The sequence below is a fragment of the Methylophilus sp. DW102 genome (assembly GCF_037076555.1).
Lineage (GTDB): Bacteria > Pseudomonadota > Gammaproteobacteria > Burkholderiales > Methylophilaceae > Methylophilus > Methylophilus glucosoxydans.
On the sequence record NZ_AP029023.1, the window covers coordinates 1439187 to 1461791 of the forward strand.

Here is a 22605-nt window from a genome sequence, read left to right on the forward strand (position 1 = left end):
AGCACACTTGTTATGTACTCAGTCCCAGCCTCACGGGGGACAGCCGCGCCTATCCTGTGTTGCGGCAAACTCGCAACCAGTTCTGCCGGAGGTGAGCGTAATATCGCGGCTTGCTAGGGTTATGTGGTGCCACCCTAGCTGGGCTGTTCTGGTGAAGTTATTTCCGTATCGATTGATTCATTCAAAATTCGAAACTTCACATCGGGCACTCTTGGATAGGTCATGTAATGCTCACCAACTAGACCCAAACCATCATGCTGCATACCTGATCCATATCTGGCTGCCATTTCTGCGGCAAACTCAAAAACATCATCCATTGAGTCCACATCCCACAAGGTCTCTCTAAATGCGGTCAGGTATTCCTCTTCAGTCATATCGTGTAAAACAGTTGGGGTGAACTCGATCTCTAACTCTTTTTCAATGGTCACCAAGACTGTGCGTTTATTTGAACTCATGCTTATCTCCTAATGCTTATAACCAAACGTCACCGTGGCCGTGATGGCGCAAGCCGATAGCCAATAGCTCACATCTGCCCACTTATGCTCAAAGGCCCAGCGAGTGGCATTGATCAAATACAGGGCAATGCACACGTAATTGAAAAATCGAGGATCAGCTAAAAGCGCCATTTGTCAGCTCCTCAAATCGACGCATAAAGAACCCGCGCGCCTGCTCAGGTGGCATGCATTCGATTGTTTTGTTGTAGGGCTTAATGCCAGCAATGAGTGCCCATTCATCATCATGCGCGGGCATCAGTTGCGCCTGCTCAGTTGCCAACATGCGTAAGTCAGCTTCTTTGACTTCTGGCCGTGGAATGTCAAGCAAGCCAAAGCGGTCAAGAATGGCCTTCTGCGCACGGTCTTCAATGAGCTTGTAATTCATGAGCAGCCGTTTTAATGGCGCAGTCACATCGCCCACATACGCCTCAGAGGCATCATGTAAAAGGCCATACAATTGCAAGTGTGGTGGCAAAACCAGGCTGACATAAACCGAGTGCTCAGCCACGCTGTAAAACTTGCGGCACTGGCCTGCAAAACGACACACATGGCTTAAACCGTGGGCGATATCTTCAATCTTCACCATCCAAGGCTCAGGCTGGTGAAAGTTAAAGTAAATGCCGGACTGCGTGAGGATGTCAGGTCTCATAAACGATCTCCTGCTTTCTCAATCAATTTTTCAGCGGTATCAACTTGCTCTCTGAGCCGCACTATTGCGGGGTCATTCTCAAACGGTGTGCCCACGTACTTACAAAGTAGATCAAGCAATTCTCGCCGTCTATTTGGGAGCCATTGCTTTAAAATCAATAAAGCCTGTTGATGATCCGTTTCGGTTACCATGATCAAACCGCCGCAATATCGAGGCTGATCGGCTCATACTTGTCGGTATCGCCAACCCGCTTATAAAGTCGGATGTAAGCTTTCGTGTCTGATACACGAAGGCTATCGCTGATCGCTTCCATGGCTTTTTTCCAGGCAGGATCATCAATTTTGTATTGCCGCAGGCTTAAAACCTTGGTTGTATTGACCTTGCCCTCTTTATCAACCTCAAATACGCCAGTGACTAGCACTTTAATATTGTCATTAATGCCATCCGACCATCCCTTAATGCACTCATCAATCAGGGATTTTGCCGCCTGAAGGCGCTCATCAAAGACCAGAGTTTCAGCATAGGCGCGCTGGATTTTGTAACGTCCGTCATAACTTGTCAGGGTGACGTTACCTTTATGCCCACCGATCTTTGCGCCATAATGCTCGGCACTTAACTGCACAAATGCTGCAATATTTCCAAATACATGGTTTTTAAAATCAATCAGCAATTGATTGAGTTCTATTGCCTCTTGAATGATTTCATTCACCAAATCATCGCGAGCAAGGTCAATGTCATGGATTTTTGCTAGTGGCCGCAGATTGCCTTTTGCGTCTTGTTTGTAACCTTCAGGGATTTGTTGCATGTTCGTTCCTTTCGTCTTCTAAGAGTTGTTTTCCAGTGGGGGTTAACCGCCAATAAGTCACCATGTAAGTGATGCCACGCACCCAGGCTTTACGGTCAATCTCAACCAGCTTGCGCGGCTTAAGGTTGGTTTGTATGGCCTCAGAAACCGCATTGATCGTGACATTGCTAATCTGCGCATGCATTTCAGCTGAGCTCATGGATTTATTTGCATCGAGCAAGCGCATGATCTCTTTGTCTAACCGCAGTGGCGGGTTAAGCAGTTGCTTCATCACAAAGTGTTTAAAAGCCATGATTAATCCTTCATCGCCACGACATACTTGACGCTAGGCTGCTTAACCGGCTGCCCGTAGTGCCTTGTGGCATGTCGCTCTGTCACCAACTTGAGGCGTTGATCCTCCTCAATCAGTTTGATCGTGCAGACTTCGTCAATCTCTTCTGGCAGGCACTGCATAATGGCCGCGCTGATGTTGTTGCTCAGGCTGGCCTGCATGGCTTGCTCTTCCTGGTGGTTAATAAAAACCTGCAACCCAAAATACACACCCAGCACGCCTACAGTAGTTAAAGTGGCTGCAAGTTTCATTTGGCACCTGCTTTCTGCACGCTGAGCCAATGCGGGCCTTGCGGCTTGATTAACTCGATAGCCTTTTGGCCTGCTGTTGCCCAATCGTCGGCGATCACATCGAGCTTGCATGTCTTGCTGCAGCCGTTGTCTGGATGTTTGGTTTTGACTTTCACAGTAAAAAGCATGGTTATCTCCCTTATTTGAGGAACAGCACTTTTGTCGCAACGGTGTCCACCAGCTCTACAGAGAGCGGGTGATCTTTACGGTAGGTCTGGATGTTTACCAGCAGGTTTTCCACCAACATACGTGCCGACCCTTGGCTGTATTTGTAGCAGCGCTCGATAAAATCTTCGCTCAGGTCTTCATCGGGGAAGCCTGCTGCCAATAAGGCTGTGGCGTCATCTTTAGTGATGCCGTGCGCGATGGGGGGCCAGAAACCTACGCGGCTCCTGATCTGGTCAAACTCCCCCCCTGTCGGTTTGATTTTGTCGTTCAGGTATTCGGTGCCGGAGATCACTACGCCGATATTCATAAGGTCGCGAAAGCGGCGGAGCAGGTGTAACAAACTATCTGTCACAGTCTCTGCCTCATCAAAAATAATCAGGCTGTCTGTGTTTTTAAGCTCATCAACAATCCTGTCAATCAAATCATCAACTGAGCCTTTTACATGTACACCAAACACTTTCTTGGCAATCTCTTTTACCAGCCGCTGCGGCGTCATCATCGGGCGTGCCTCGATCAAAAACACGTTGCTGTTCTCTTTGGCGTAGTGCTTGAGTGCCGAAGTCTTTCCAGTACCCACAAAAGCAGAGATCAACGAAAAGTTGCGGTTACGGCGCGCCATGCGGCAGGCGGTGATCACCACCTTAAACACGCTGGTTTCTACCATAGGGATAATGTTGCTGGATTCTTGCTGGTTAGCCCTTACCGCACTCATCACTTGCGTTAGCATCTTGGTGGGGCTGCCAGGATAACCACCGGTTAAAATCTGGCTGAGCGTGCTCACGCCAACTCGTGCGATACGTGCCAGCGCAGACTGGCTGATGCGTTTTTCAGTCGCAGTGCCTGCTTTGCGCTCTTCGAGAAACATCAGAATCTCGCGCACGTTTTTGTCGTCTTCATCAGTGTATGTTTTACCTCTGATGTATCTTTCCATTTGTAGTTTTTGGTCAATCATGGCTACCCCTTTAAATGTCATTCAAATCAATTTCAATACTGGTGTTATTGGCTGGCTCTGGTGTAACGTCGATCAATTCGGCAGGGAGCGCATCCACAATCGCATCCATATCAATGACACGCCCAGCCGGTTGGTGTCCACCGCATCGCGTCTGCCGACCAGGTTGGCATCGCATATCCAGCGACCATCCAGCGTGCGGACAATGCCGATCTCGTTGACCATGAGGTCATACTCAAGCAGCACTTTTTGGCCGTTGAATGCCACCAGACTGTGATGGCCATAACTGCGACGGCCATGGGTGACTGTGGCGCGGCGGACTGTCAACTCAGCCACCTGGCGCTTGAGTTCATGCACGGTGGCATGCGGTGGAATCGGCACCAACTCAGCCCACAGGCTGGCGCGGGTCACGTCTTTGTTTTCAGGGTGTTGCCGGTTGTGATAGCGCTCTAGCCATGCATTAAACGCCTCGGCAAACTCTTGCAAAGTGGGCGGCTGCAGGCGCTTGGCTTTAATCTCGCGCACAGTGAGCTGTGCCACTTCGCTTGCCATGTCATGCCCGCAATAAAACTCAGGCCGCCACAGCTTTAAAAAGTCGTCCTTCATGATGCGGAAAAATCGCTCGATCCAACCCTTGCCGTGTGGGTTGCCTGGTATCGAATGGATAATCTGCTGGATACCAGCACGCTGGTAAAAGCCCACCGCCTCATCGCTCATGAGTTTGTTTTTATAGCCGGAGCCGTTATCGATGTATAAAAACGGTGGCACATGGCCCCAGCGGGCAAATGTCTCAGCCCACATGTTTTGCACGGCAATCGTGCCTTCGTGTTCATCAGCTCGCCATCCCACGATGTAGCGGCTATGTAGGTCCATGCTTACGGTCAGCTCAGGCCGCCATAAGTCACCAGTGACAGGGTGTGCCAGGTAGATATCGGCGCGGTAACCGTCGGCCACGTAAACATCGCCTGCCAGCGCGTTTTCAGTTGAGCGGCGGATGTAGGCCTTCTCGGTCAGGCGATACAGGTTTTTACCAATCCGTGCAGGGCTGTTTCGGCCCAGCATGGCGGGCACGCTGTTGAGGTATCCGCGTACCTGGTCGTATGTCACCGCAAAGTTGTCCACCTCAACCAGCCTGCGGAACACCGCAGAAATATCTGGCTTGCTTGGGCTGTTGTAATATTCAAGCGCAGGCCCCCACCAACTTGAGGATTCCACCACGCGGCCCTTATGGTCTGGCAGCAGTCCTGTCAAGCCCTCGGCTTTATAGGCTGCACACCAGCTGCAAATGGTTGAGCGTGTGGGTGCGCTGCGGCCTGCCTTGGCGGTGCTGGTCATCGCTGTAGCAACAAACTGTTGCAAGCTGCCAGACTCATGACGCGCAAGCAGCAATCCAACTGCATTGTTTTGGCTGATGCCATCGAGCACCATCTTTTGTATGGTGTTGACGATGATTTCGCGTTGCATGGCGACTTCACGCGCTTTGGCCGTGGCCTCGCGCCATGGGTCGCGGGCACGCATTGCCAGCACATTGGCGGTAGGCACTACCACCTTGCCGCCAGAGGGCGGCACCACATGCATTACCATTTGCTTGGCCCCCATGATTATTCGCCCTTGTTCGTGCTACCTGCTGGGCGGCCACGGCCACGCGGTTTATCTTTATCACGCGCAATCTGGCGCGCAGCCTCAGCCGCATTGTGAGCATTTTTAAGGCTCTCAAACTCAAGCAACCAGCGTTCGGCTTCGGGTGGCGTGAGCACGTGCTGAGCTTGGATGCGCTTTGGTGCTAGCTCTTCGTCGTAAATTTCGTGAATGCTGTTTAACCAAGACACCCCAGCCGCAAGCGCCGCTTGCATGGCGATATAAACCTGCTCAACACGCAGCTTTTGTTCATCGCTTGATTGCTCGGCAAAAAACACCGATTCAAACAGCTTGTTAAGGCTGGCAAAGTTAACCTCAATGGTGGCCTGCAGGTGCATGCACTCCAGCCGCACATCTTCTGTCAGCGGTTCAAAACTGGTCAGTCGCTGTTTGTTGACAAGGCGCTCATTGGTCAGCGTCAGGCGCTCAATCTCTGCATCCATGTTATTGGCACGCTTACCCGCCTGTGTGAGATCAGCCTCTAATGCGGCCACCTTCTCATTGAGTTCAGCCTTTTCGGTGACGTGCTTTTCAATCAGGGTTTCGGCGAGATCAAGCAGCTGATCTTTATCTCCAGACTTAGCGGCTTCGATTAACGCTGTTTTCTGGTCTTCTGGCAGCTTGCGATACTGGCGCAGCTCACGCACACCTGCACCCACACTGGATAATTGCTTTAAAGCCTCTTCGCCGAAGGTATTCAGGTTAAGCAGGTCTTCATCTACCTTGCTCACGCTTAAACCAAGTGCCTTACAAAAACCCGCCCAAGTGCCGACGTCGGCAATTTTTTCACCGCTAACGCCAGAGACCATGCTCAAACCCGCGACAGAACGGTATATTTTGTTGTCTTTGATATATTTGAGTTTTTGCAAACTCACGACGTCGGCAAATTTTGCAAATGCGTTTGCCATCTGAATCTGGCCTAAAAGCTGGTTAACCAAGTCGCGGTCATTCGGCATTTGATCCTGTGTTGATTCTTGCGTAACCACAGGGTCAACGATGTCCGGCTTGTTGATATCTATGTCAACAGAGGCAACTGCTGGTGCATGATCATCGAGATCAACCTCAACCGGTTTTGCCGCCTTGGCTTTTTTAGGTGCTGGTACATCGTCCAGGTCAATATCAAAATCTTGTGCCATTTTTTAAACCCCTCTTTTAATTCCAAGCGCAACTGCAGCTTTATGCGCTGCACCACGACGACCTTTTGATAACCCGCTCACCACCGCATAAGTGGTGCGATAGTCCACTCCAATTTCTTTTGCCAGCTCGGCGATGGTTTTGCCACTTTCATCCAGGGCCTGCTTAACCTCTTGTGGCGTTTTGGTTTTAGGTGCCATAATGAATACCCTTTTACTAGAATTTTTATGATATTTCGTAAACTTTCAGCAAGTATAGTACCCATTCGGGTACTAGTCAACACCCATTTGGGTGTTTTTATAATGGATTTATGATGCAAACATTCGGCGAACGTTTGCGCCTCGAAAGAGAGCGCTTGAAACTTAATCAGACACAGTTTGCTGAGGCAGGCGGCGTGAAGAAAAACGCGCAAATAAGATATGAAGGCAATCAGCGCTTACCTGATGCTGGTTACTTGCAAATGGTTGCCAGCATTGGCGTTGACGTACTTTTTTTGATCACAGGACAAAGAAACGAGAACACGGCCAGCTCACCGATTGAGCTTAGCTATTTAAGGATATGCCGCGCATTACCTAATAATGATGCGCGCATGGCAGGCAATGCGGCACTCGTTGGGGTGCTTAGTTCATATGGTAGTCAATTGAATACCATGCAGGCATCAAATGATTATGGCAAGCATGCAGCGCAAAATGGAGGCGATTATGGAAAAACAGACGAACCCTAGACTGATTTTGAGCGTGGCTGCGCTGGTTTTTATCAGCGTGGTGGTTTGGCAAAAGGCGATTAAGCAAAATAGTCAACCCAATGAACTGGCAAATATTGCCCAGGCGCTTGAGCAAGACAGCAACAATAAAGACAAATTTGCGGCTGCTGATCAGTTTGAGAAACTGACTAAACTCAAAAACCAATATTCCAAAGAAAAAAACATCCCATGCCTTAATGCTGTGTTTACTCTAGAAGGCGTCGCTGATGAAGTGAATGCTACGGGCAATTGGGTTAACCCTGAAAGCGCAAAGACTTCTATTAAGGAATGCAACGCCAATACATAAAGAAGGACCAGCAATGAAACGTGTTTTTATTTTTGTGCTGCTTGTCATTTTTAGTTGCTCTGCAATGGCTAGAAACAAACCATGCTCGGGTAAAAAAGGGGGCGTTTCCCACTGTCAGGGCAAGTTGTTTATCTGCAATGATGGATCTGTTAGCCAGTCAAAACGCAGTTGCAGCTAAGTGACCGAGCATGAAAAAGCGCTAGAAAAAATCACAAAGCGCATTGTACAGATGCAGCAATTGGCTTACTTTAGGCCGCATTGGTCATATCGTGGGCCATGCAATAGCAACCAGACAACTTACACAAATGCTGGCGCGATCCCTTGCCCATGCCTGCAAGCATGTTTTGATTGCCAAGTGTTTTCTTACACGCACACCGAATATCAGAATCTGCATCCCAGCGAAACATTTCCCGCCTCTTAACTTCCCCCGCGCGCGCGTAATCTCTCACCATCAACTGATGGGAGAGACTGCATGCAGCGCCACCTTTTACTTATTTCCTTTAACCTGATTTTGCTCGGGGCCGTGTTATTTTTTGCGCCTCAGCAAGTCCCCGTCACCCTTTATAAACTCAGCTTGGTCACGCTGGCCGCACTGGTTGGATTTTGGCTTGACCGTCTGCTTTTCCCTTATGCACGGCCTGATCAGGTCATGGGTCGAGTTCCGTCAAATAGTTGGCGCTGCGTTGATAACCGAGAAACTGTCTTTTCTGCCTGCCTGATCCGGCGCGCCATTATTGTCGGCTGTGCCATGTTGGCAATGGGTTTAGGGGCTTAACATGCAGCAGCGCACATCATTTATTGATCTGCTTGAAGATTCACTTGGCGCCACTCTTCTGGTGGTTTTTAAAGTGGTTTATGTGGGCTGGATCATCATGGCCGTCATGGCCGCTTTTGAATCCAACATCCACGCGGCTGAGATTATCCCACCTAACGCCCTCAAGCATCGCGCTGAGCTTACTCGCATTGCACATGCGGTGTGGGGGCTGGATGCGCCTATCCCGGTATTTGCTGCACAAATCCATCAAGAGTCTGGCTGGCGGCCTGATGCCGTCTCGCATGTAGGTGCGCAGGGCTTATCGCAGTTTATGCCCGCCACCGCCACCTGGCTGTGCGAGTTAACCGGCACCCCTAAAGATCAATGCTTGCCTTCCAACCCGCAATGGGCCATGCGTGCCATGGTGCAATATGACCAATGGTTATATGCGCGCGTATGGGGCTTAAATGATTATGACCGCATGTGGGCAACCCTGCGGGCTTATAACGGCGGCCTTGGTTGGTGGCAGCGCGAGGCATTGCTAGTGCCTGCCCGCAGGCTGGCAACACGTGCCGAGATAGACGCCATGTGTGGCAAACATAAACGCGCCCAGCTGAATTGCCGAGAAAACCTCAACTATCCCCGCCGCATCCTCAATGTGTACCAGCCACGCTACTACGGCTGGGGGGCAAAAATGGTCATCGGTGGCAGTGTATGAGCGTTATTCCAACATGGTTTAAAGCCCTTGTAATCGGTGCCTTAATCGGCCTGATATTGCACAAAACCTATCAAGCCGGGGCCGAGACAGAGCGCAGCAAGTGGCTGCTTAAAACTGCCTTGCAAACCGTTAGCAACCAGGTGGCACAGGCAAAGAAAGACCGCGCCTTGCGTGTGCTTGAAAACCGCATCGCCTCGCAGGCGGTAGAAATCTCAACTTTTTATCAGGGAGTGATGGATGAAAATCTTAAACGTAAAGACAGCATTATTGCTCGCCTTAACAACCGCACTCTGCGCTTGTCAGTCCCCGTGTCCGGCCCCGCAGCCACCTGCCAAGGTGCAGGCAGTGTCAGCACCAGCAATCAACCCCAAGCTGCTGGAGAAACACGAGCCGAACTATCTGACTCGGCTGCTCAATTTCTTGTCGGCATCGGAGCCGAGTGCGACGCCGAAGTCATCCACGCCAACGAAGTAAAAGACCATCTGGCGGCATGCCGGGCGGCGCTTGAACAACAACAATTTATTTTAAAGGAGTAACCATGCCGCCAGTTGAAGACGATTTGAGACGCATTGCCGAGGGGTTCGGCGAGTTAAAGGGCGAGCTGCGCAGCCAGCATCAGGCCACTATGCGTGCTTTTGACAATATCCGTGACGACATGCAACGCATGGAAGATAGCCAAAAACAAGCCATGCAAAGCATGGAAGAGCGACTAAACGGCAAGATCGACAGCCTTGGTGGCCGCGTCAGAACGCTAGAGCAAAAAAGTGAGGATGCAAAGGTCGCTGCTGCCAAGCAAGGTGTCGCTGTAAGTGGCATCACAGCTGCGCTGACTTATGCAGCCATTGAAATCATTAAACGGATTCCCCACTAATGGCGCACAGTCAAGAAACGCGCGCTAACGTGCGCAAAGCTTTTGTGGTGGATGGCGTACCGCTGACCGTCGCTGCCAGCATGCACGGCGTGAGCTACGACACCGCCCGCGAGTGGAAGCGGATAGCCAAGGAAGTCACCGGCGATGATTGGGACACCGCCCGCGCTGCGCACCGCATCACTAACCAGTCAACTGATGATGTCATTAAGCAACTGGTAGACATTATGGTGCGGCAAGCCGTGGTAGTGGCTCAAAAGCTGGAAGACGCAAGCATCCCCGCCCAAGATAAAGTCGAGCTATTAGCCAGCATCAGCGATGCAATGGCTAAGTTTACCAAGTCACTCTCACGCATTGATCCCAAGCTGGGTGCAATGAGTGTGGCGCTGGATACGCTTAAAACCATTGCAGAGTATTTTCAAAAGCATGATCGCGTGGCGCTGGCTCAATTCCAGGATCACCTGGAAGGCATCGGCGCTGTTTTACAAAGCCGTTACGGTTAACGGCATTTTTTGAAAGGTAAGTCATGAATGCAACTGAGCAACAAACCGAGCAAGACATTCAAGCCAAAGGCTTAAACGCACCACGTCTGACACCTGCTGATATTGATGCAACCATTGTGGGTGAGCAGTATCACGTGTTTCCTGGCACCACTCTCACAGTGTGCTGCCTGCAATTGAAAAACGGTGCAACCGTCACTGGCGATAGTGCATGCGTAAGCCCTGCCAACTTTGATGAGCAAATTGGCCGCAACATTGCTCGTCAAAACGCCCGCGAAAAAATCTGGCAGCTGGAAGGCTACCTGCTGAAACAGCGTTTATATCTGGCTGAAGCTGTTGTTTAAGCCATGTCCGACATCGACGATCTAAACATTAAAACCATCAAGAGCTGGAAAGAGTTCGAGGCCGAACTCGCCCAGCTCGGTGAAGACCTGCGCGAGCAGATTGAGCTGGAATGCGAGGCGTTTGATGTTGACCCGGCGGCAAGTTTAGAGCGCCGCGAACGGGCTTTGTTTGATTATGAGTTTTTCTGCCGCACCTACTTTCCACACTATGTGCCGACTGAGCATTTCAGCCTGTTTCAAAAGTTTATCTTCAAGCATTTACCCGCTTGTATTGATAGTCCGCGTGATGCACGTGACGTAGAAAAAGCCCCACGTGGCGAGGCAAAATCAACATATGAGACACAACTTGGCTCACTGTGGTCTGTGTGCCGTGCTACTTATATTGAGCGCTTTATCAAATCTGGAAAGCTGCCAAAAAAAGCACGCAAGCACATGATTGTCATCATTATGAACACCGAAGAGCAAGCAGCCGAAATGCTTGCCAGCGTTAAGGCTGAGCTAGACACCAACCCACGCCTGGCAATGGACTTTCCTGACGCTTTTGGTCAAGGCCGTGTCTGGCAGGCTACTACGGCTATCACAGCCAACAATATCAAAATCCGCATTGGTGGTACCGGCAAAAAACTGCGCGGTATGAAACACGGCCCGCACCGGCCTGATCAAGTGCATATTGACGATGCCGAGAATGATGACAACGTAAAGTCACCGGAGCAGCGTAAAAAGACCGAAGACTTTATTTTAAAGGCTGTGCTCGGCTTGGCTGGACCCGCGGGTGGCATGGATGTCTTTGTGGTGGGTACTGAGCTGCACCACGATGCAGCGATTAATCGTATTGGCAATGCACCTGGCTGGAAAATGCGCACGTTCAAGTCTATCGTGCGTTGGCCGGACAATATGCACCTATGGGACACTTGGGAGGCAATATATAGCCGCCCCGGTACCGCTGATGAAAAAGAAGAGGCCGAGACAGAGGCGCTGGCATTTTATGAGGCTAACAAGGCCGAAATGGAGGCCGGTGCCATTGTGAGCTGGCCGGAAGTGCGCCCACTTTACCGCCTGATGTGCATGCGGGCGATTGACCATGAAGCGTTTAATCATGAGCAGCAAAACGAGGCTGGCAATGATGAGAACGCACCGTTTAAGACAATTCAATTTTGGGTCAACAAACTTTCAAATTGGTTGTTCTTTGGTTCGATTGACCCGTCTATGGGCAAGAAAGATAAAAGGCGTGATCCCTCTGCAATTCTGGTCGGTGGATACAACATGCAAACCATGACGCTAGACGTCATTGAGGCTGATATTCGCAGACGCGTGCCGGACTTGATTATTGAGCATGCAATCGACTATCAAAAACAATATAACTGCCTGATGTGGGCGGTAGAGACGGTGGCTTTTCAGGAGTTTCTATATACCGAGCTTCTTAAACGCTCAATTAAAGAAGGTGTGATTTTTCCAACAGCACCGGATGGTGGGGTGGAAAAAGGCCGTGATAAAGAAATGGCAATTTTATCGCTTCAGCCATTGATCAATAGAGGCCAGATAAGGCTGCATCACAATCAGCACACGCTGAATGAACAGCTTAAATACTACCCAGAAGCCGACCACGACGACGGCCCCGATGCGCTCGAAATGCTGTGGAAGGTAGCAACCGCCTATAGCCAAGCCTTTGAATATGTCTCTGCCGCATCTGACCGCCGCAGCAGACGCAACGACGATTACCAGGACGATTAAACATGGCAAAAAACAGACACCGCCGCGCAGCGATGGCAAAACAAACCGCCAGCCGCCCAACGCCTGATACTGACTTACAAGTCGGCCCACGCTCTAGCCTTGGGCATACACTTAACTATGCCTCGGTGATCACAGTGCCACCGGCACGCCTAGCCAGTGCCTTTGCAATGGCTGACCAAGGCCAGATCACTGAGCAAAGCAAGCTGTTTAACCTGATTGAAGAGCACGACTCGCACATTTTTGCTGAGATGGCAAAACGCAAGCGGGCGATCACCTCACTTGGCTGGCAGCTTGAAGCCCCGGACGATGCCACCGAGGGTGAACTCAAGCGCATTAAAGAGCTTGAGCAAATGCTGCGCGAAAATAACGGTTTTGAAGGCATGCAGTATGACCTGGCCGACGCAACCGGCAAGGGCTTTTCTATGGTCGAGCTTGAGTGGAAAAAAGGCGACGTCTGGCTGCCAGAGTGCTATCACTATGTGCCGCAGCAACTGTTTGTCACCGACCAGGACACTGCCGAACTCAAATACAACGGCACCGGCCTTCCGGAAGCGCTGCGGCCCTATGGGTGGATCAAGCATATCCACAAGGCAAAATCTGGCTATATTGAAAGCGCGGCGCTGTTTAGAGTGCTGGCTTGGACATATGCCTATAAAGCCTACAACGTGCAAGATATGCAGCGCTTTTTGGAGCTGTATGGCTTGCCTCTGCGCTTAGGTAAATACCCAGCGGGCATTGGTAAACCTCAGCGTGATGAGCTGCTGCGTGCTGTGCGCAGCATTGGCAACGATGGTGCCGGTGTGGTGCCTGCCAACATGACCATCGAGTTTATTAAAGACACCTCTCGCGGGTCTATTACCGACTTTTTAGATGCCATTGGTTATTGGGAGGAAAAACAATCCAAGGCCATTTTGGGCGGTGACCTGGACGGTAAAACCACCACAGAAGCGCGCATTATGGTCTACGACAAAGTGCGCCGCGAGATCCTGCTGCACGATGTGGGCAATATGGAGCCGACCATAGATCAGCAGCTGATCGCACCGATTGACATGTTTAACGGCATGTTTGAGCCAGGCCGCAGGCCTAAATTTAAATACCTGACGCAAGAGAGCGTGGACCAGCAGAAGATGGTCGCCGTGCTCGAAAAAGGCGTTGGGCTTGGTATGGAAATCGAGGTCGAATATGCTCATGAAGTTATGCAAATCCCGCGTGCCAAAAAAGGCGCGGCGCTGCTTGGCAAGCCTGCTCAGGCCACACCTGCCAATAATGTCGACAATAAAAACAATCCAGAAGGCACGCCGCCTGCAGACCCGGTGCAAGGCGCACTCAGCCGCCTGGCCGCACTGGCGAGAAATCAGGGCGCGCAAGCGGACTTAACCGAGGCCTACACCGCCCAACTTGCTGCACTTGGTGCCAAGCATGAGTCTGCGCTTGTGCAAAAAATCTATGACGTCGTCGGCGCAGCCGGTGACTTTGACGCCGCCATTCAAGGCATAGAGGCGCTGGCAACTGAGTTTAAGGTACCGGCACTGACTGAGGTAATCGCGCTGGGCATGGCAGCGGCTAATTTGGGGGGTAGGAGTGAGGTGATTGATGGAAATTAAAAGAGTTTTAGACCCTGCCTCTGGTAGCAAGATGATGTATCAAAACAAGCATCATCCAGATGTTGTATTTGGCGATATAAGAAACGTATGCATTAGCCTAATTGATCGCAGCCATGGCAATGAGTCTGGTCAGCGTACTTTAAACATTGAGCCAGACACACTGATGGATTTTAGAAGTATTCCGTTTGCTGATGGTAGTTTTAAGCTGGTTGTTTTTGACCCACCACATTTAGTTCGTGCAGGTAAAAAATCTTGGTTGGCAGCTAAATACGGCAAGCTCTCAGAAAGTTGGCAGACCGATTTAAAAACTGGCTTTGAAGAATGCCTAAGGGTTCTGGATAAGGATGGAATATTAATTTTTAAATGGAACGAAACTCAAGTAAAAATTAATGAGGTCCTTAAATTGTGTCCGATTGAGCCTTTATTTGGGCATTTATCAGGCCGAAAAGGCCTGACTCATTGGCTTGTTTTTATGAAACCAAGGGGGCAATGATGCAAGGCACCAGACTACACAAAATTGATGGCGAGCAAGACTTTGTTTATCGCATTTTTAAAACGGCTGGCGCTTATGGCACGGCCAATGGCAAAGACTGGTTTTGCACCACACCTAACGGCATGCTGGGCAATCTCAGTGGCCACCAGGTGACAGAACATGAAGACGGCACCATCACGGTGTCACCTTCTATTTTGACGCAGTCTCAACATCAGGGTAAAACTTGGCATGGTTACCTTGAAAAAGGTGTCTGGCGCGAGTGCTGATCATGCTTGCTCTACTTATATTTCGTCTGTGGCTTTGCTTTGGTTGGCGTCGGGTCCAGCGGCTTGCGTTTATGCAGCGTCATATCATCGTCAGAGTGATAACGGTCTCTTTTAAAAATGCCTATGGTGTTGCTTTGGTCACTTTTAAGTTGTGCCCGCTCGGCTTCGGTCTCACGCATGCATTGTTCACCGTACTCAGTCATGCGATAACCAAACATTTCAGGCTCTATCAGCTTCGTTTCCAGCAGCCATTGCAGTATCTCTGGTGCCACAGGCTCAGGCTCTCGCCCGATCAGTTTGCATATAGCATCGTATTGAGGTTTAGTTAAGTACATGGAAAGCGCAGCGCAGTTACCGTTTAAGCAGGCGATTGAATTCTATCGTCAAAAGATCAAGCTGCCCACCTCTGGCTGGACAGATATCTGGGAGCAGCAGCACAGCAAGGCTTTTGTGGTGGCTGGCGCGCAGTCAGACGCGCTGCTTGAAGATTTTTACAATGCGATTCAAGACGCCAAGCAAAACGGCGGTGGCTATGCTGATTTTAAAGAGCGTTTTAACGAGATTGCAGCCAAACACGGCTGGTCTTATAAAGGCTCCCCAGGCTGGCGCAGTCGGGTGATTTACGACACCAACATCACGCAGTCATATAACGCTGGGCGGTATCAGCAAATGTGGGCGCTGCGCCATGTGCGTCCATTCTGGCAATACGATCACACCACCATAGAAAATCCACGGCTCACCCACAAAGCATGGGATGGCTTGATTCTGCCAGCCGATGATGCCTGGTGGGATACGCATATGCCGCAAAACGGCTGGGGCTGCAAATGCCGCGTGTTTTCGCTCACGCGCACCGAGGCAGAAAAGCAATGGCAGGCGGCGGGAAAGGATGGCCCAGACAAAGCACCACCTGTAAAGATGGTCACCAAAGTGGTTGGCAAAACAGGCAGTCAGCCGCGCACTGTTTCAACACCTGAAGGCATAGACCCCGGCTTTGGCTACAACCCCGGCAAGGCATGGTTAGAGCCGCTCACGGTGCCGCCATTGCAGGGCTATGATGCCGTGCTCAAAGCTCGTGGCATTGATGCACCATCAATCAAAACGAGTATGCGCAAACCGACTGTGATTGATAAGGCCGCGATTTTGCCACCTGACACACCGCCAGAGCAGGCCGTGGCTGACTTTTTGGACGTGTTTGGTGCGGATATGGAATTCGGCAGCGTGTTTACCGATGCTGCCGAGACACCTGTCGTCATCAGTAAAGCCTTATTTACTGATGGCAGTGGCGACTTTAAGTGGCTGGCAAAAGAGAATAAGGCCAACCGGCTTCAATATATCAACCTGCTGGCGATGACGGTTGCCGATCCAGATGAAATTTGGTGGGTGTGGGTAAAGGACAATAAAGAGTCTGGCCGCTGGCGTTTAAAACGCCGATATCTGCGGGCGTTTGAAATTGATGGCAGTAATGAGTTTGGCGTGGCTGTATTTGAGTGGGGCCGCACCGGCTGGACTGGTGCCACAACCTTTATGCAGACACAAAAAACCGATGATGAAAAATTTAGGTATTTTGACAAACAGCGCGATGGTCGCCTGGTCTACAAAAAATAAAAAGCGGCTTGTGCGGGCCGCTTTGATGGATCGGATTTGAGGGCTTTGCACAGCCACAGCTTCGTCACCACAAGGACAGTATATGCAATTAGTGATCGATTATCAAGATATCTCGGTTAAGCACCTGGTAGCGGTGCTAAGTCATGAGTTTATGCATCCTCAGATGTTGCTTGGCAGTATTGGTGAATCATTGCTGCGTGTAAACCAAGAGCGGCACCTGGCAAGTCTGGCGCCGGACGGTTCAGAGTGGGCACCACTTAAAGAATCCTCCAAGCTTGAGAAGCGCAAGGGCGGCCCGCTCAATAAAACTGGAGAAATGCTGCAGTCTTTTAATTACCAGGTCGATGCAAACAGTTTGTTGATGGGGTTTGATGGTCAATGGAATGCGCAGCGTGCTTATTGGCACAATAAAGGGACTGATCCTTATGAGATTAAACCAAAGAATGGTAAGGCGCTAAAGTTTGGGGATCACATTGTAAAAAAGGTGAATCATCCAGGACTCCCTGCGCGTGAATTGATCGGATATCCTGACAATGATCAACGTATGGTCGACGATGTCGTGAACGATCATTTAATGGCCGTTTTAAATCGTGTTTGAAAATTAATTAAATGCTATTTAATGGGGATTTATACCCTAATTAAATTTTAATTAATCGCTATTACCCCGTATTTTTATCCCGAATTTTTATCACAACTGTCCAGAAATCAAGAATTTTAATGAATACGTGTGAATCTAGTTTTTATGCGGTGACCCGGCCAATTCCGCCCGGTTGTGACTGTCCAGATTCCACACCCCCCCTACTCATTCGTATCTACTAAATAATTTAATAGTATCGACGTTTTTTGTGACAAATCTCTGTAATCGCGACGGTTAAAAATGTATCTGCCATGTCTATGTAGCATCACATCTGTAACACGAAACTTTCTATCTCCTAAAGTTAAAACAAGAAATTTAAGTAAGTCGTAACGTTCTCCGGCATCTATGCGCCTAAGATTAAATAGCCATTGTGCGATGGTATTTTTGATGCTCCAGTATTTAGCTCTGAGTCGATCCCAGCCTAAATAGGACAATAGAAAATATGAATAAATGTTGTTATAGCCAAAGTCATATATCCCATAATGGTGCAAAATTTCTATTTCTGCTTGGGCGATTTTTTCAACTGAAAAGTCGTCAGGAATCGTAAATGATTGATTCATATCCAGGCGCTTACCAATAATCCTGCATTGCTCAACCGAATCAACTAACATTAAAGAGGAGCCATCTACTTTATTATTTAGATAAACGCTGTAGCAGTTAACGTTTTTTTTTGCAGCTTCGCCGGAGCGTGGAATTAATCCGCTACAACTGCAATCAGTTAATTTAGGGAGAAGCCATAACCATAGTTTCAACTTTACGCTGTTGAGCCAATTCATTCTTTGAGACGTCATCTCGTAAGCCTCCTCTACTTACAATCCAATGTGTTATTTACCAATCACTAGGTATGCAAGCATAAATGAACATAGGTAATATTCGAACTCAGCTAACAAAATAATTATATTTATCTGGAAGAGAGTGAAGAGAATATGGTGTCGCAACGAATTCGTAAATCGGGACCTTTTGATCTTTCAATGATTACCCTAGAATATCCTTATTTTTCTCAGTTACTTGCAATTGCAATAAACCAGATCAAAGAGCTTCCTGACTTTTTTGATGATGACAAAATAGCAGTAATGTCCGACTTCGGAGCGGAGCATAAAGGCGCACGCTGTAATACTTACACTTTCCTGTTATACGCCCAAAGTAAAATAGGAGTGTTTGAATTGGAGGTTCAGAAGCTAAGATCAAAGCATGGGATATTGGATCCTTACAGTGAGTTTAAATACAAAGATTTGAAATATGGACCACGAAGCAGGGCATTGCCAGAATTTCTAAAACTCGTAGATAGCTTTATCCATGGGGCGCTTATTACGATTGCAATAGATCGAGATATAGATACGGTTTTTGGTCCATCCAAACAGGACACTTTCCCACTGATCGAAAAGCATCTTCAAGACCTGGGGTATGGAAACTGGCAAGGGGCAATAGGTGAGAAGGCATTACGTATTTGTCATTCAGTAGCTCTATTTACTGCGCTTACCTCCAGAAAAAATCAACGCTTTCTTTGGTACTGTGACTCAGATGCAATTAATGATGATGGTAATGAGAGGAAGTTTTCGGACACTCAAAAACTTTTTGCGCGGATATTAGGTATGTATGCGCAGCATGAATATGAATTAATTGGATTTGCTAAGTCATTTAAAAACAAAACCTATCTTGATGATTTACTAAGTATCGCTGATTTCGGGGCAGGGATAGTTCAAGATATTATGAAATGGCACAAATCAGGTAGTGACACTATGCCAGGGGGGGATGAAAAAGAGCTGATCTTGAAGTGGATCACCAATCAAGGGAGATTTTTATCAAAGATAACAATCGAGATCAGTAAATTACCAAATGGAGAGGTTGGCAGCGGTATTATAGAATTTAAGCCTGCTTCTGGAGCGAGCTACTAGAAACGATGTTAAACTGGCCTAATGTTGTATCAATTCAACCAGATTGAAATTTATGCGGGTAGGTTTTCGGGTAACTTAAAAGAAAAAAATCCTAGGTTATTGCTAACAAAGGATTTATTTGATCTTGCTGGTGCCCAGAAGAGGACTCGAACCTCCACGTCGTTAAACACTAGTACCTGAAACTAGCGCGTCTACCAATTTCGCCATCTGGGCTAAAGAAGCTGTGCATTTTAAAGGAAGAATAAATATTGTCAACCAGAAAAACTAAAAAATCCCTGCGTGCAAATGACCCGCAGGCCCAGCGAGAAGCTGAGTTATACCAAACACCGCTGCCTAGTCGCGAGTTGGTGTTGCAGTTGTTGTCAGACCAGGGAATTCCCCTGAGTGCTGAGCAGATTTATGTGATGCTCGATATCAGCCATGATGAGCGTGACATTTTTAACCGCCGGTTGGGCGCGATGGAGCGCGATGGCCAGTTGATGCGTAACCGCAAGGGCGCGTTTTGTTTACCGGATAAAATCCATTTGATCGCGGGGACCGTGTTCGGACATACCGATGGTTATGGGTTCCTGGTCCCCGATGATAAAACCAAAAATCCTGAAGATATCTTTTTAGGCCCCAAGGAAATGACCTTGGTCATGCATGGCGACCGCGCCATGGTGCGGTTGGCCGGGGTGGATCGCAGAGGTCGGCCTGAGGGCAAGCTGGTTGAGGTGCTTGAGCGGGCGAATAAGACCCTGGTGGGGCGCGTGATTCGCGCCCAGGGCGTGACCATCGTTGCGGCTGAAGACAAGCGTATCAGCCAGGATATCCTGATTCCTTACCATCTGGATATGGACGCGCAAGTGGGGCAGGTGGTGACGGTTGAGTTAACCGAATATCCTTCTTCGCACTCTAACCCCATGGGCAAGATTGTCGAGATTTTGGGCAATTATGCGGATAGCGGCATGGAGATTGAGATTGCCTTGCGCAAGCATCATTTGCCGCACCAGTTCAATCCTGCGGCGCTCAAGCAGGCAGAAGACTTTCCTAAAACCGTACAAGCCAAAGATTATAAAGGCCGCAAGGATTTACGTGATTTGGCTTTGATTACGATTGATGGCGAAACTGCACGCGACTTTGACGATGCTGTGTTTGCCGAGCCGCAAGGCAAAGGTTGGCGCCTGGTGGTGGCGATTGCGGACGTGAGTTTTTATGTGCAGCCTGGGGACGCGCTGGATAAAGAGGCGTTTGACCGCGGTAACTCGGTGTATTTTCCGCGCCGTGTGATCCCGATGTTGCCGGAGGCTTTGTCTAACGGGCTGTGTTCGTTGAACCCGGATGTTGAGCGATTGTGCATGGTATGCGATATGCAGGTGGACGGGCAGGGCGTGGTCAAGCAATACCAGTTTTACCCGTCGGTGATGCGGTCTAAAGCGCGCATGACGTATACCAAAGTCGCTGCCTTATTGCAGGGCGAAGATGCTGCGTTGAGTGAGGAATATACCTGGCTGTTACCGCATTTGCAGAACTTGAATAGCGTATTCAGACTCATGCTGACACAACGCGAAAAACGCGGTGCGGTGGAGTTTGAATCCACTGAAACCATGATGGTGTTTAACGATAATGGCAAAATCGACAAGATTGTGCCGGTGGTGCGCAATGATGCGCATAAACTGATTGAAGAGTGCATGCTGGCGGCCAACGTCTGTGCCGCTGACTTTTTGCTCAAAAACGAGCAGACCTGCCTGTTCCGTATCCATGAAGGGCCGACGCCAGAAAAACTGGAGGCCTTGCGCCTGTTTATGGGCGAATTTGGTTTTGGTGTGGGTGGGGGCGAGAGCCCGCACGCCAAAGACTACGCCAAACTCATGCAGCGTATCAAAGAACGTCCGGATGCGCAGTTATTACAGACGGTCTTGTTACGCTCGATGCAGCAGGCGGTGTACAGCCCGGATAACGTCGGCCACTTTGGTCTGGCGTATGAGGCGTATACGCATTTCACTTCGCCGATCCGCCGCTATCCTGACCTGCTGGTGCATAGAGCGATCAAGGCAGTGGTTGAGGGTAAACGTTATCAGGCCAAAGACTGGCATCACCTTGGCGTGCACTGTTCCATGACCGAGCGCCGTGCCGACGACGCAACCCGCGATGTGACGAACTGGCTCAAATGCTTTTACATGCAGGATAAGGTGGGCGAGGTGTTCAGTGGCACGGTGGCAGGCGTCACCAGCTTTGGTTTGTTTGTGGCGCTGGATGAGGTTTATGTGGAAGGCTTGCTGCATGTCACCGACCTGGGCAATGACTACTTCATCCATGACAAAGCCCGTCATGAGATGGTGGGCGAGCGCACCGGCGTGCGCTATCGTTTAGGCGACCGCTTAACCGTGAAGGTGGTGCGTGTGGATCTTGAAACCACGCGTATTGACTTTACACTGGTCGGCAAGTCAGAGGGCGTGGTTGATCCGGCAGATGGTACTGTCGCTGAATCGTTGGCCGTGTCCAGCGTGAAAAAGACACGGTCTACCAAGCCGGTTGAAAAGGTGGTGCCCGCAGTGTGGGAAGCACCCAAAACGGCTAAACAACCAGCCAAAAAATCAACCAGATCCGGCACCAGCACGCCTCGCAGCGCCGCAGACAAGCCCGCTGCGAGCAAACCTGCTCCGGCCAGAAGTCGCTCAGCCAAAGACAAGGGCCGCCATTCTGCGCAAAAAAATAAAGGCAAACCCAAGGCGAAAGCCCGATAATCCCAGCCGTTCAATCAGATTGAAAAATCGCTTTATGAAAAATCTGGGATAATAGCGGTTAATGCAATATTGCCCTGCTTGGGGCATCTCGTCGCGCACGGGGCAGTGAATGTAGCTGCCTCTGCGCGATTCGTATTTTCACTTTTGCCAAAGCATAAGCAAAAGAGATCAAAAATTTAGGAGTGATTATGTCGGAAGCCCGCATTTTGTTTGGTTTTCATGCGGTGTTGAGTCGCATGCGTCAGCATGGTAGCAGCATTCAGGAAATTATTATTGACCAGGATCGGGTAGACGCGCGGATGCGTGATTTGCTTGAGATGGCTAAAGGGCAGAATATCCGCGTGATTCAGGCGGATCGCCAGCGCCTGGATGGCTTTATCGGTGCGCATGGCCGCCATCAGGGCGTGATTGCGCGCGTGATAGAAACGCCCATGCCTTACAAGGATATCCACGATGTGCTGGAGTCTGATCTGGATGAACCGCCGTTCTTCCTGGTGCTGGATGGTGTGCAAGATCCGCATAACCTCGGGGCTTGTTTGCGTGTGGCCGATGCCATGGGCGTGCATGCGATTATTGCACCCAAAGATCGCTCTGTCGGCCTGAATGGCACGGTGCGCAAGGTAGCCAGTGGTGCGGCCGAAACGGTGCCTTTTATTGCCGTGACCAATCTGGCGCGCACCTTACGCGAGCTGAAAGAAGCGGGGGTGTTTATTGTTGGCACCACCATGGATGCGCCGGGCTCGTTGCACAATACCAAGCTGCAAGGCCCTATCGCCCTGGTGATGGGGGCTGAGGGCGATGGCATGCGTCGATTGACCGAGGAAACGTGTGATGCCTTGATTACCATCCCCATGTTTGGCACGGTACAAAGCCTGAATGTGAGTGTGGCCAGTGGCATTGCGTTATACGAGATTCGCCGTCAGCGCGTCTTGGCCGTCTAACTAAAGACCTCAATCC

The 22605-nt window shown here is 49.8% G+C and carries 29 protein-coding genes and 1 tRNA gene; 17 read left to right on the forward strand and 13 right to left on the reverse strand.

What is annotated here, in order from left to right; genetic code table 11:
- Nucleotides 1-134: 134 nt before the first annotated feature.
- The 10 genes from AACH41_RS06605 to AACH41_RS06650 all read right to left on the reverse strand — a co-directional run bounded on the left by AACH41_RS06605 (nt 135) and on the right by AACH41_RS06650 (nt 6658).
- Nucleotides 135-455 (reverse strand): hypothetical protein, encoded by a 321-nt coding sequence (locus tag AACH41_RS06605; protein WP_338657520.1) that lies wholly within the window; start codon nt 453-455, stop codon nt 135-137.
- A gap of 154 nt (nt 456-609) precedes the next feature.
- The gene (locus tag AACH41_RS06610; protein WP_338657521.1) at nt 610-1143 is read right to left on the reverse strand and encodes a metal-dependent phosphohydrolase; all 534 of its coding nucleotides are present in this window, start codon (nt 1141-1143) and stop codon (nt 610-612) included.
- Nucleotides 1144-1336: 193 nt separating this feature from the next.
- Nucleotides 1337-1948: a DUF3164 family protein gene (locus AACH41_RS06615; RefSeq protein ID WP_338657522.1), complete on the reverse strand. Its 612-nt coding sequence runs from the start codon at nt 1946-1948 to the stop codon at nt 1337-1339.
- Complete coding sequence (locus AACH41_RS06620) at nt 1932-2240, reverse strand: hypothetical protein (RefSeq protein WP_338657523.1); 309 nt, start codon at nt 2238-2240, stop codon at nt 1932-1934. The genes AACH41_RS06615 and AACH41_RS06620 overlap by 17 nt, the downstream gene beginning before the upstream one ends.
- A gap of 2 nt (nt 2241-2242) precedes the next feature.
- Complete coding sequence (locus AACH41_RS06625; RefSeq protein WP_338657524.1) at nt 2243-2530, reverse strand: hypothetical protein; 288 nt, start codon at nt 2528-2530, stop codon at nt 2243-2245.
- A complete protein-coding gene (locus AACH41_RS06630; protein WP_338657525.1) occupies nt 2527-2697 on the reverse strand; it encodes a hypothetical protein in 171 nt (56 codons plus the stop codon). The genes AACH41_RS06625 and AACH41_RS06630 overlap by 4 nt, the downstream gene beginning before the upstream one ends.
- 11 nt (nt 2698-2708) lie before the next feature.
- Complete coding sequence (locus tag AACH41_RS06635) at nt 2709-3689, reverse strand: AAA family ATPase (RefSeq protein WP_338655712.1); 981 nt, start codon at nt 3687-3689, stop codon at nt 2709-2711.
- Nucleotides 3690-3761: 72 nt separating this feature from the next.
- The gene (locus tag AACH41_RS06640) at nt 3762-5285 is read right to left on the reverse strand and encodes a transposase domain-containing protein (protein WP_338657526.1); all 1524 of its coding nucleotides are present in this window, start codon (nt 5283-5285) and stop codon (nt 3762-3764) included.
- A gap of 2 nt (nt 5286-5287) precedes the next feature.
- On the reverse strand, nt 5288-6460 hold the full coding sequence (locus AACH41_RS06645; RefSeq protein ID WP_338657527.1) for a hypothetical protein: 1173 nt from the start codon (nt 6458-6460) through the stop codon (nt 5288-5290).
- A gap of 3 nt (nt 6461-6463) precedes the next feature.
- Nucleotides 6464-6658, reverse strand: a complete 195-nt coding sequence (locus AACH41_RS06650; RefSeq protein WP_338657528.1) for a hypothetical protein — start codon at nt 6656-6658, stop codon at nt 6464-6466.
- 110 nt (nt 6659-6768) lie between these two features.
- On the opposite strand from AACH41_RS06650, the gene AACH41_RS06655 reads away from it, so the two are divergent.
- The 12 genes from AACH41_RS06655 to AACH41_RS06710 all read left to right on the forward strand — a co-directional run bounded on the left by AACH41_RS06655 (nt 6769) and on the right by AACH41_RS06710 (nt 14785).
- Nucleotides 6769-7182, forward strand: a complete 414-nt coding sequence (locus AACH41_RS06655) for a hypothetical protein (protein WP_338657529.1) — start codon at nt 6769-6771, stop codon at nt 7180-7182.
- Entirely contained in the window at nt 7160-7507 is a 348-nt protein-coding gene (locus AACH41_RS06660) for a hypothetical protein (protein WP_338657530.1), read from the forward strand. The genes AACH41_RS06655 and AACH41_RS06660 overlap by 23 nt, the downstream gene beginning before the upstream one ends.
- 472 nt (nt 7508-7979) lie before the next feature.
- Nucleotides 7980-8282 carry a putative holin gene (locus tag AACH41_RS06665; protein ID WP_338657531.1) on the forward strand — a complete coding sequence of 101 codons (303 nt, stop codon included), beginning with the start codon at nt 7980-7982 and terminating at the stop codon, nt 8280-8282.
- 1 nt (nt 8283) lies between these two features.
- Nucleotides 8284-8979 carry a lytic transglycosylase domain-containing protein gene (locus AACH41_RS06670; RefSeq protein ID WP_338657532.1) on the forward strand — a complete coding sequence of 232 codons (696 nt, stop codon included), beginning with the start codon at nt 8284-8286 and terminating at the stop codon, nt 8977-8979.
- Entirely contained in the window at nt 8976-9515 is a 540-nt protein-coding gene (locus tag AACH41_RS06675; protein ID WP_338657533.1) for a hypothetical protein, read from the forward strand. Before AACH41_RS06670 ends, AACH41_RS06675 begins: the two co-directional genes overlap by 4 nt.
- 2 nt (nt 9516-9517) lie before the next feature.
- A complete protein-coding gene (locus AACH41_RS06680; protein ID WP_338655729.1) occupies nt 9518-9850 on the forward strand; it encodes a hypothetical protein in 333 nt (110 codons plus the stop codon).
- Nucleotides 9850-10350 (forward strand): DUF1804 family protein, encoded by a 501-nt coding sequence (locus AACH41_RS06685; RefSeq protein ID WP_338655730.1) that lies wholly within the window; start codon nt 9850-9852, stop codon nt 10348-10350. Before AACH41_RS06680 ends, AACH41_RS06685 begins: the two co-directional genes overlap by 1 nt.
- Nucleotides 10351-10373: 23 nt before the next feature.
- On the forward strand, nt 10374-10691 hold the full coding sequence (locus tag AACH41_RS06690) for a Gp49 family protein (RefSeq protein WP_338655731.1): 318 nt from the start codon (nt 10374-10376) through the stop codon (nt 10689-10691).
- Nucleotides 10692-10694: 3 nt separating this feature from the next.
- A complete protein-coding gene (gene terL, locus AACH41_RS06695) occupies nt 10695-12422 on the forward strand; it encodes a phage terminase large subunit (RefSeq protein ID WP_338655733.1) in 1728 nt (575 codons plus the stop codon).
- Nucleotides 12423-12424: 2 nt separating this feature from the next.
- Complete coding sequence (locus AACH41_RS06700) at nt 12425-14026, forward strand: DUF935 family protein (RefSeq protein ID WP_338655735.1); 1602 nt, start codon at nt 12425-12427, stop codon at nt 14024-14026.
- Nucleotides 14016-14519: an SAM-dependent methyltransferase gene (locus AACH41_RS06705; protein ID WP_338655737.1), complete on the forward strand. Its 504-nt coding sequence runs from the start codon at nt 14016-14018 to the stop codon at nt 14517-14519. The genes AACH41_RS06700 and AACH41_RS06705 overlap by 11 nt, the downstream gene beginning before the upstream one ends.
- Nucleotides 14516-14785, forward strand: a complete 270-nt coding sequence (locus AACH41_RS06710; protein WP_338655738.1) for a DUF6527 family protein — start codon at nt 14516-14518, stop codon at nt 14783-14785. The genes AACH41_RS06705 and AACH41_RS06710 overlap by 4 nt, the downstream gene beginning before the upstream one ends.
- Before the next feature lie 11 nt (nt 14786-14796).
- On the opposite strand, the gene AACH41_RS06715 is transcribed toward AACH41_RS06710, so the two are convergent.
- Nucleotides 14797-15120, reverse strand: a complete 324-nt coding sequence (locus tag AACH41_RS06715; RefSeq protein WP_338655739.1) for a hypothetical protein — start codon at nt 15118-15120, stop codon at nt 14797-14799.
- Here AACH41_RS06715 and AACH41_RS06720 point away from each other — a divergent pair.
- Together AACH41_RS06720 and AACH41_RS06725 are read left to right on the forward strand one after the other, a co-directional pair.
- Nucleotides 15119-16390: a PBECR2 nuclease fold domain-containing protein gene (locus AACH41_RS06720; RefSeq protein ID WP_338657534.1), complete on the forward strand. Its 1272-nt coding sequence runs from the start codon at nt 15119-15121 to the stop codon at nt 16388-16390. The two genes, AACH41_RS06715 and AACH41_RS06720, sit on opposite strands and share 2 nt — an antisense overlap.
- An 82-nt stretch (nt 16391-16472) precedes the next feature.
- Nucleotides 16473-16988, forward strand: a complete 516-nt coding sequence (locus AACH41_RS06725) for a phage virion morphogenesis protein (protein WP_338657535.1) — start codon at nt 16473-16475, stop codon at nt 16986-16988.
- A 200-nt stretch (nt 16989-17188) separates the two neighbouring features.
- Here the strand turns inward: AACH41_RS06725 and AACH41_RS06730 are convergent, their stop codons facing one another.
- A complete protein-coding gene (locus AACH41_RS06730; RefSeq protein WP_338657536.1) occupies nt 17189-17818 on the reverse strand; it encodes a hypothetical protein in 630 nt (209 codons plus the stop codon).
- Nucleotides 17819-17998: 180 nt separating this feature from the next.
- Here AACH41_RS06730 and AACH41_RS06735 point away from each other — a divergent pair, with 180 nt between their 5' ends.
- The gene (locus tag AACH41_RS06735) at nt 17999-18922 is read left to right on the forward strand and encodes a hypothetical protein (protein ID WP_338657537.1); all 924 of its coding nucleotides are present in this window, start codon (nt 17999-18001) and stop codon (nt 18920-18922) included.
- 128 nt (nt 18923-19050) lie between these two features.
- On the opposite strand, the gene AACH41_RS06740 is transcribed toward AACH41_RS06735, so the two are convergent.
- A tRNA-Leu gene (locus AACH41_RS06740) sits at nt 19051-19135 on the reverse strand.
- Between the two features lie 35 nt (nt 19136-19170).
- On the opposite strand from AACH41_RS06740, the gene rnr reads away from it, so the two are divergent.
- Nucleotides 19171-21648, forward strand: coding sequence for a ribonuclease R (rnr, locus tag AACH41_RS06745; protein WP_338657538.1), 2478 nt, complete (start codon nt 19171-19173; stop codon nt 21646-21648).
- A gap of 188 nt (nt 21649-21836) precedes the next feature.
- Nucleotides 21837-22589, forward strand: a complete 753-nt coding sequence (gene rlmB / locus AACH41_RS06750) for a 23S rRNA (guanosine(2251)-2'-O)-methyltransferase RlmB (RefSeq protein ID WP_194746855.1) — start codon at nt 21837-21839, stop codon at nt 22587-22589.
- The last annotated feature ends 16 nt before the right edge of the window (nt 22590-22605 follow it).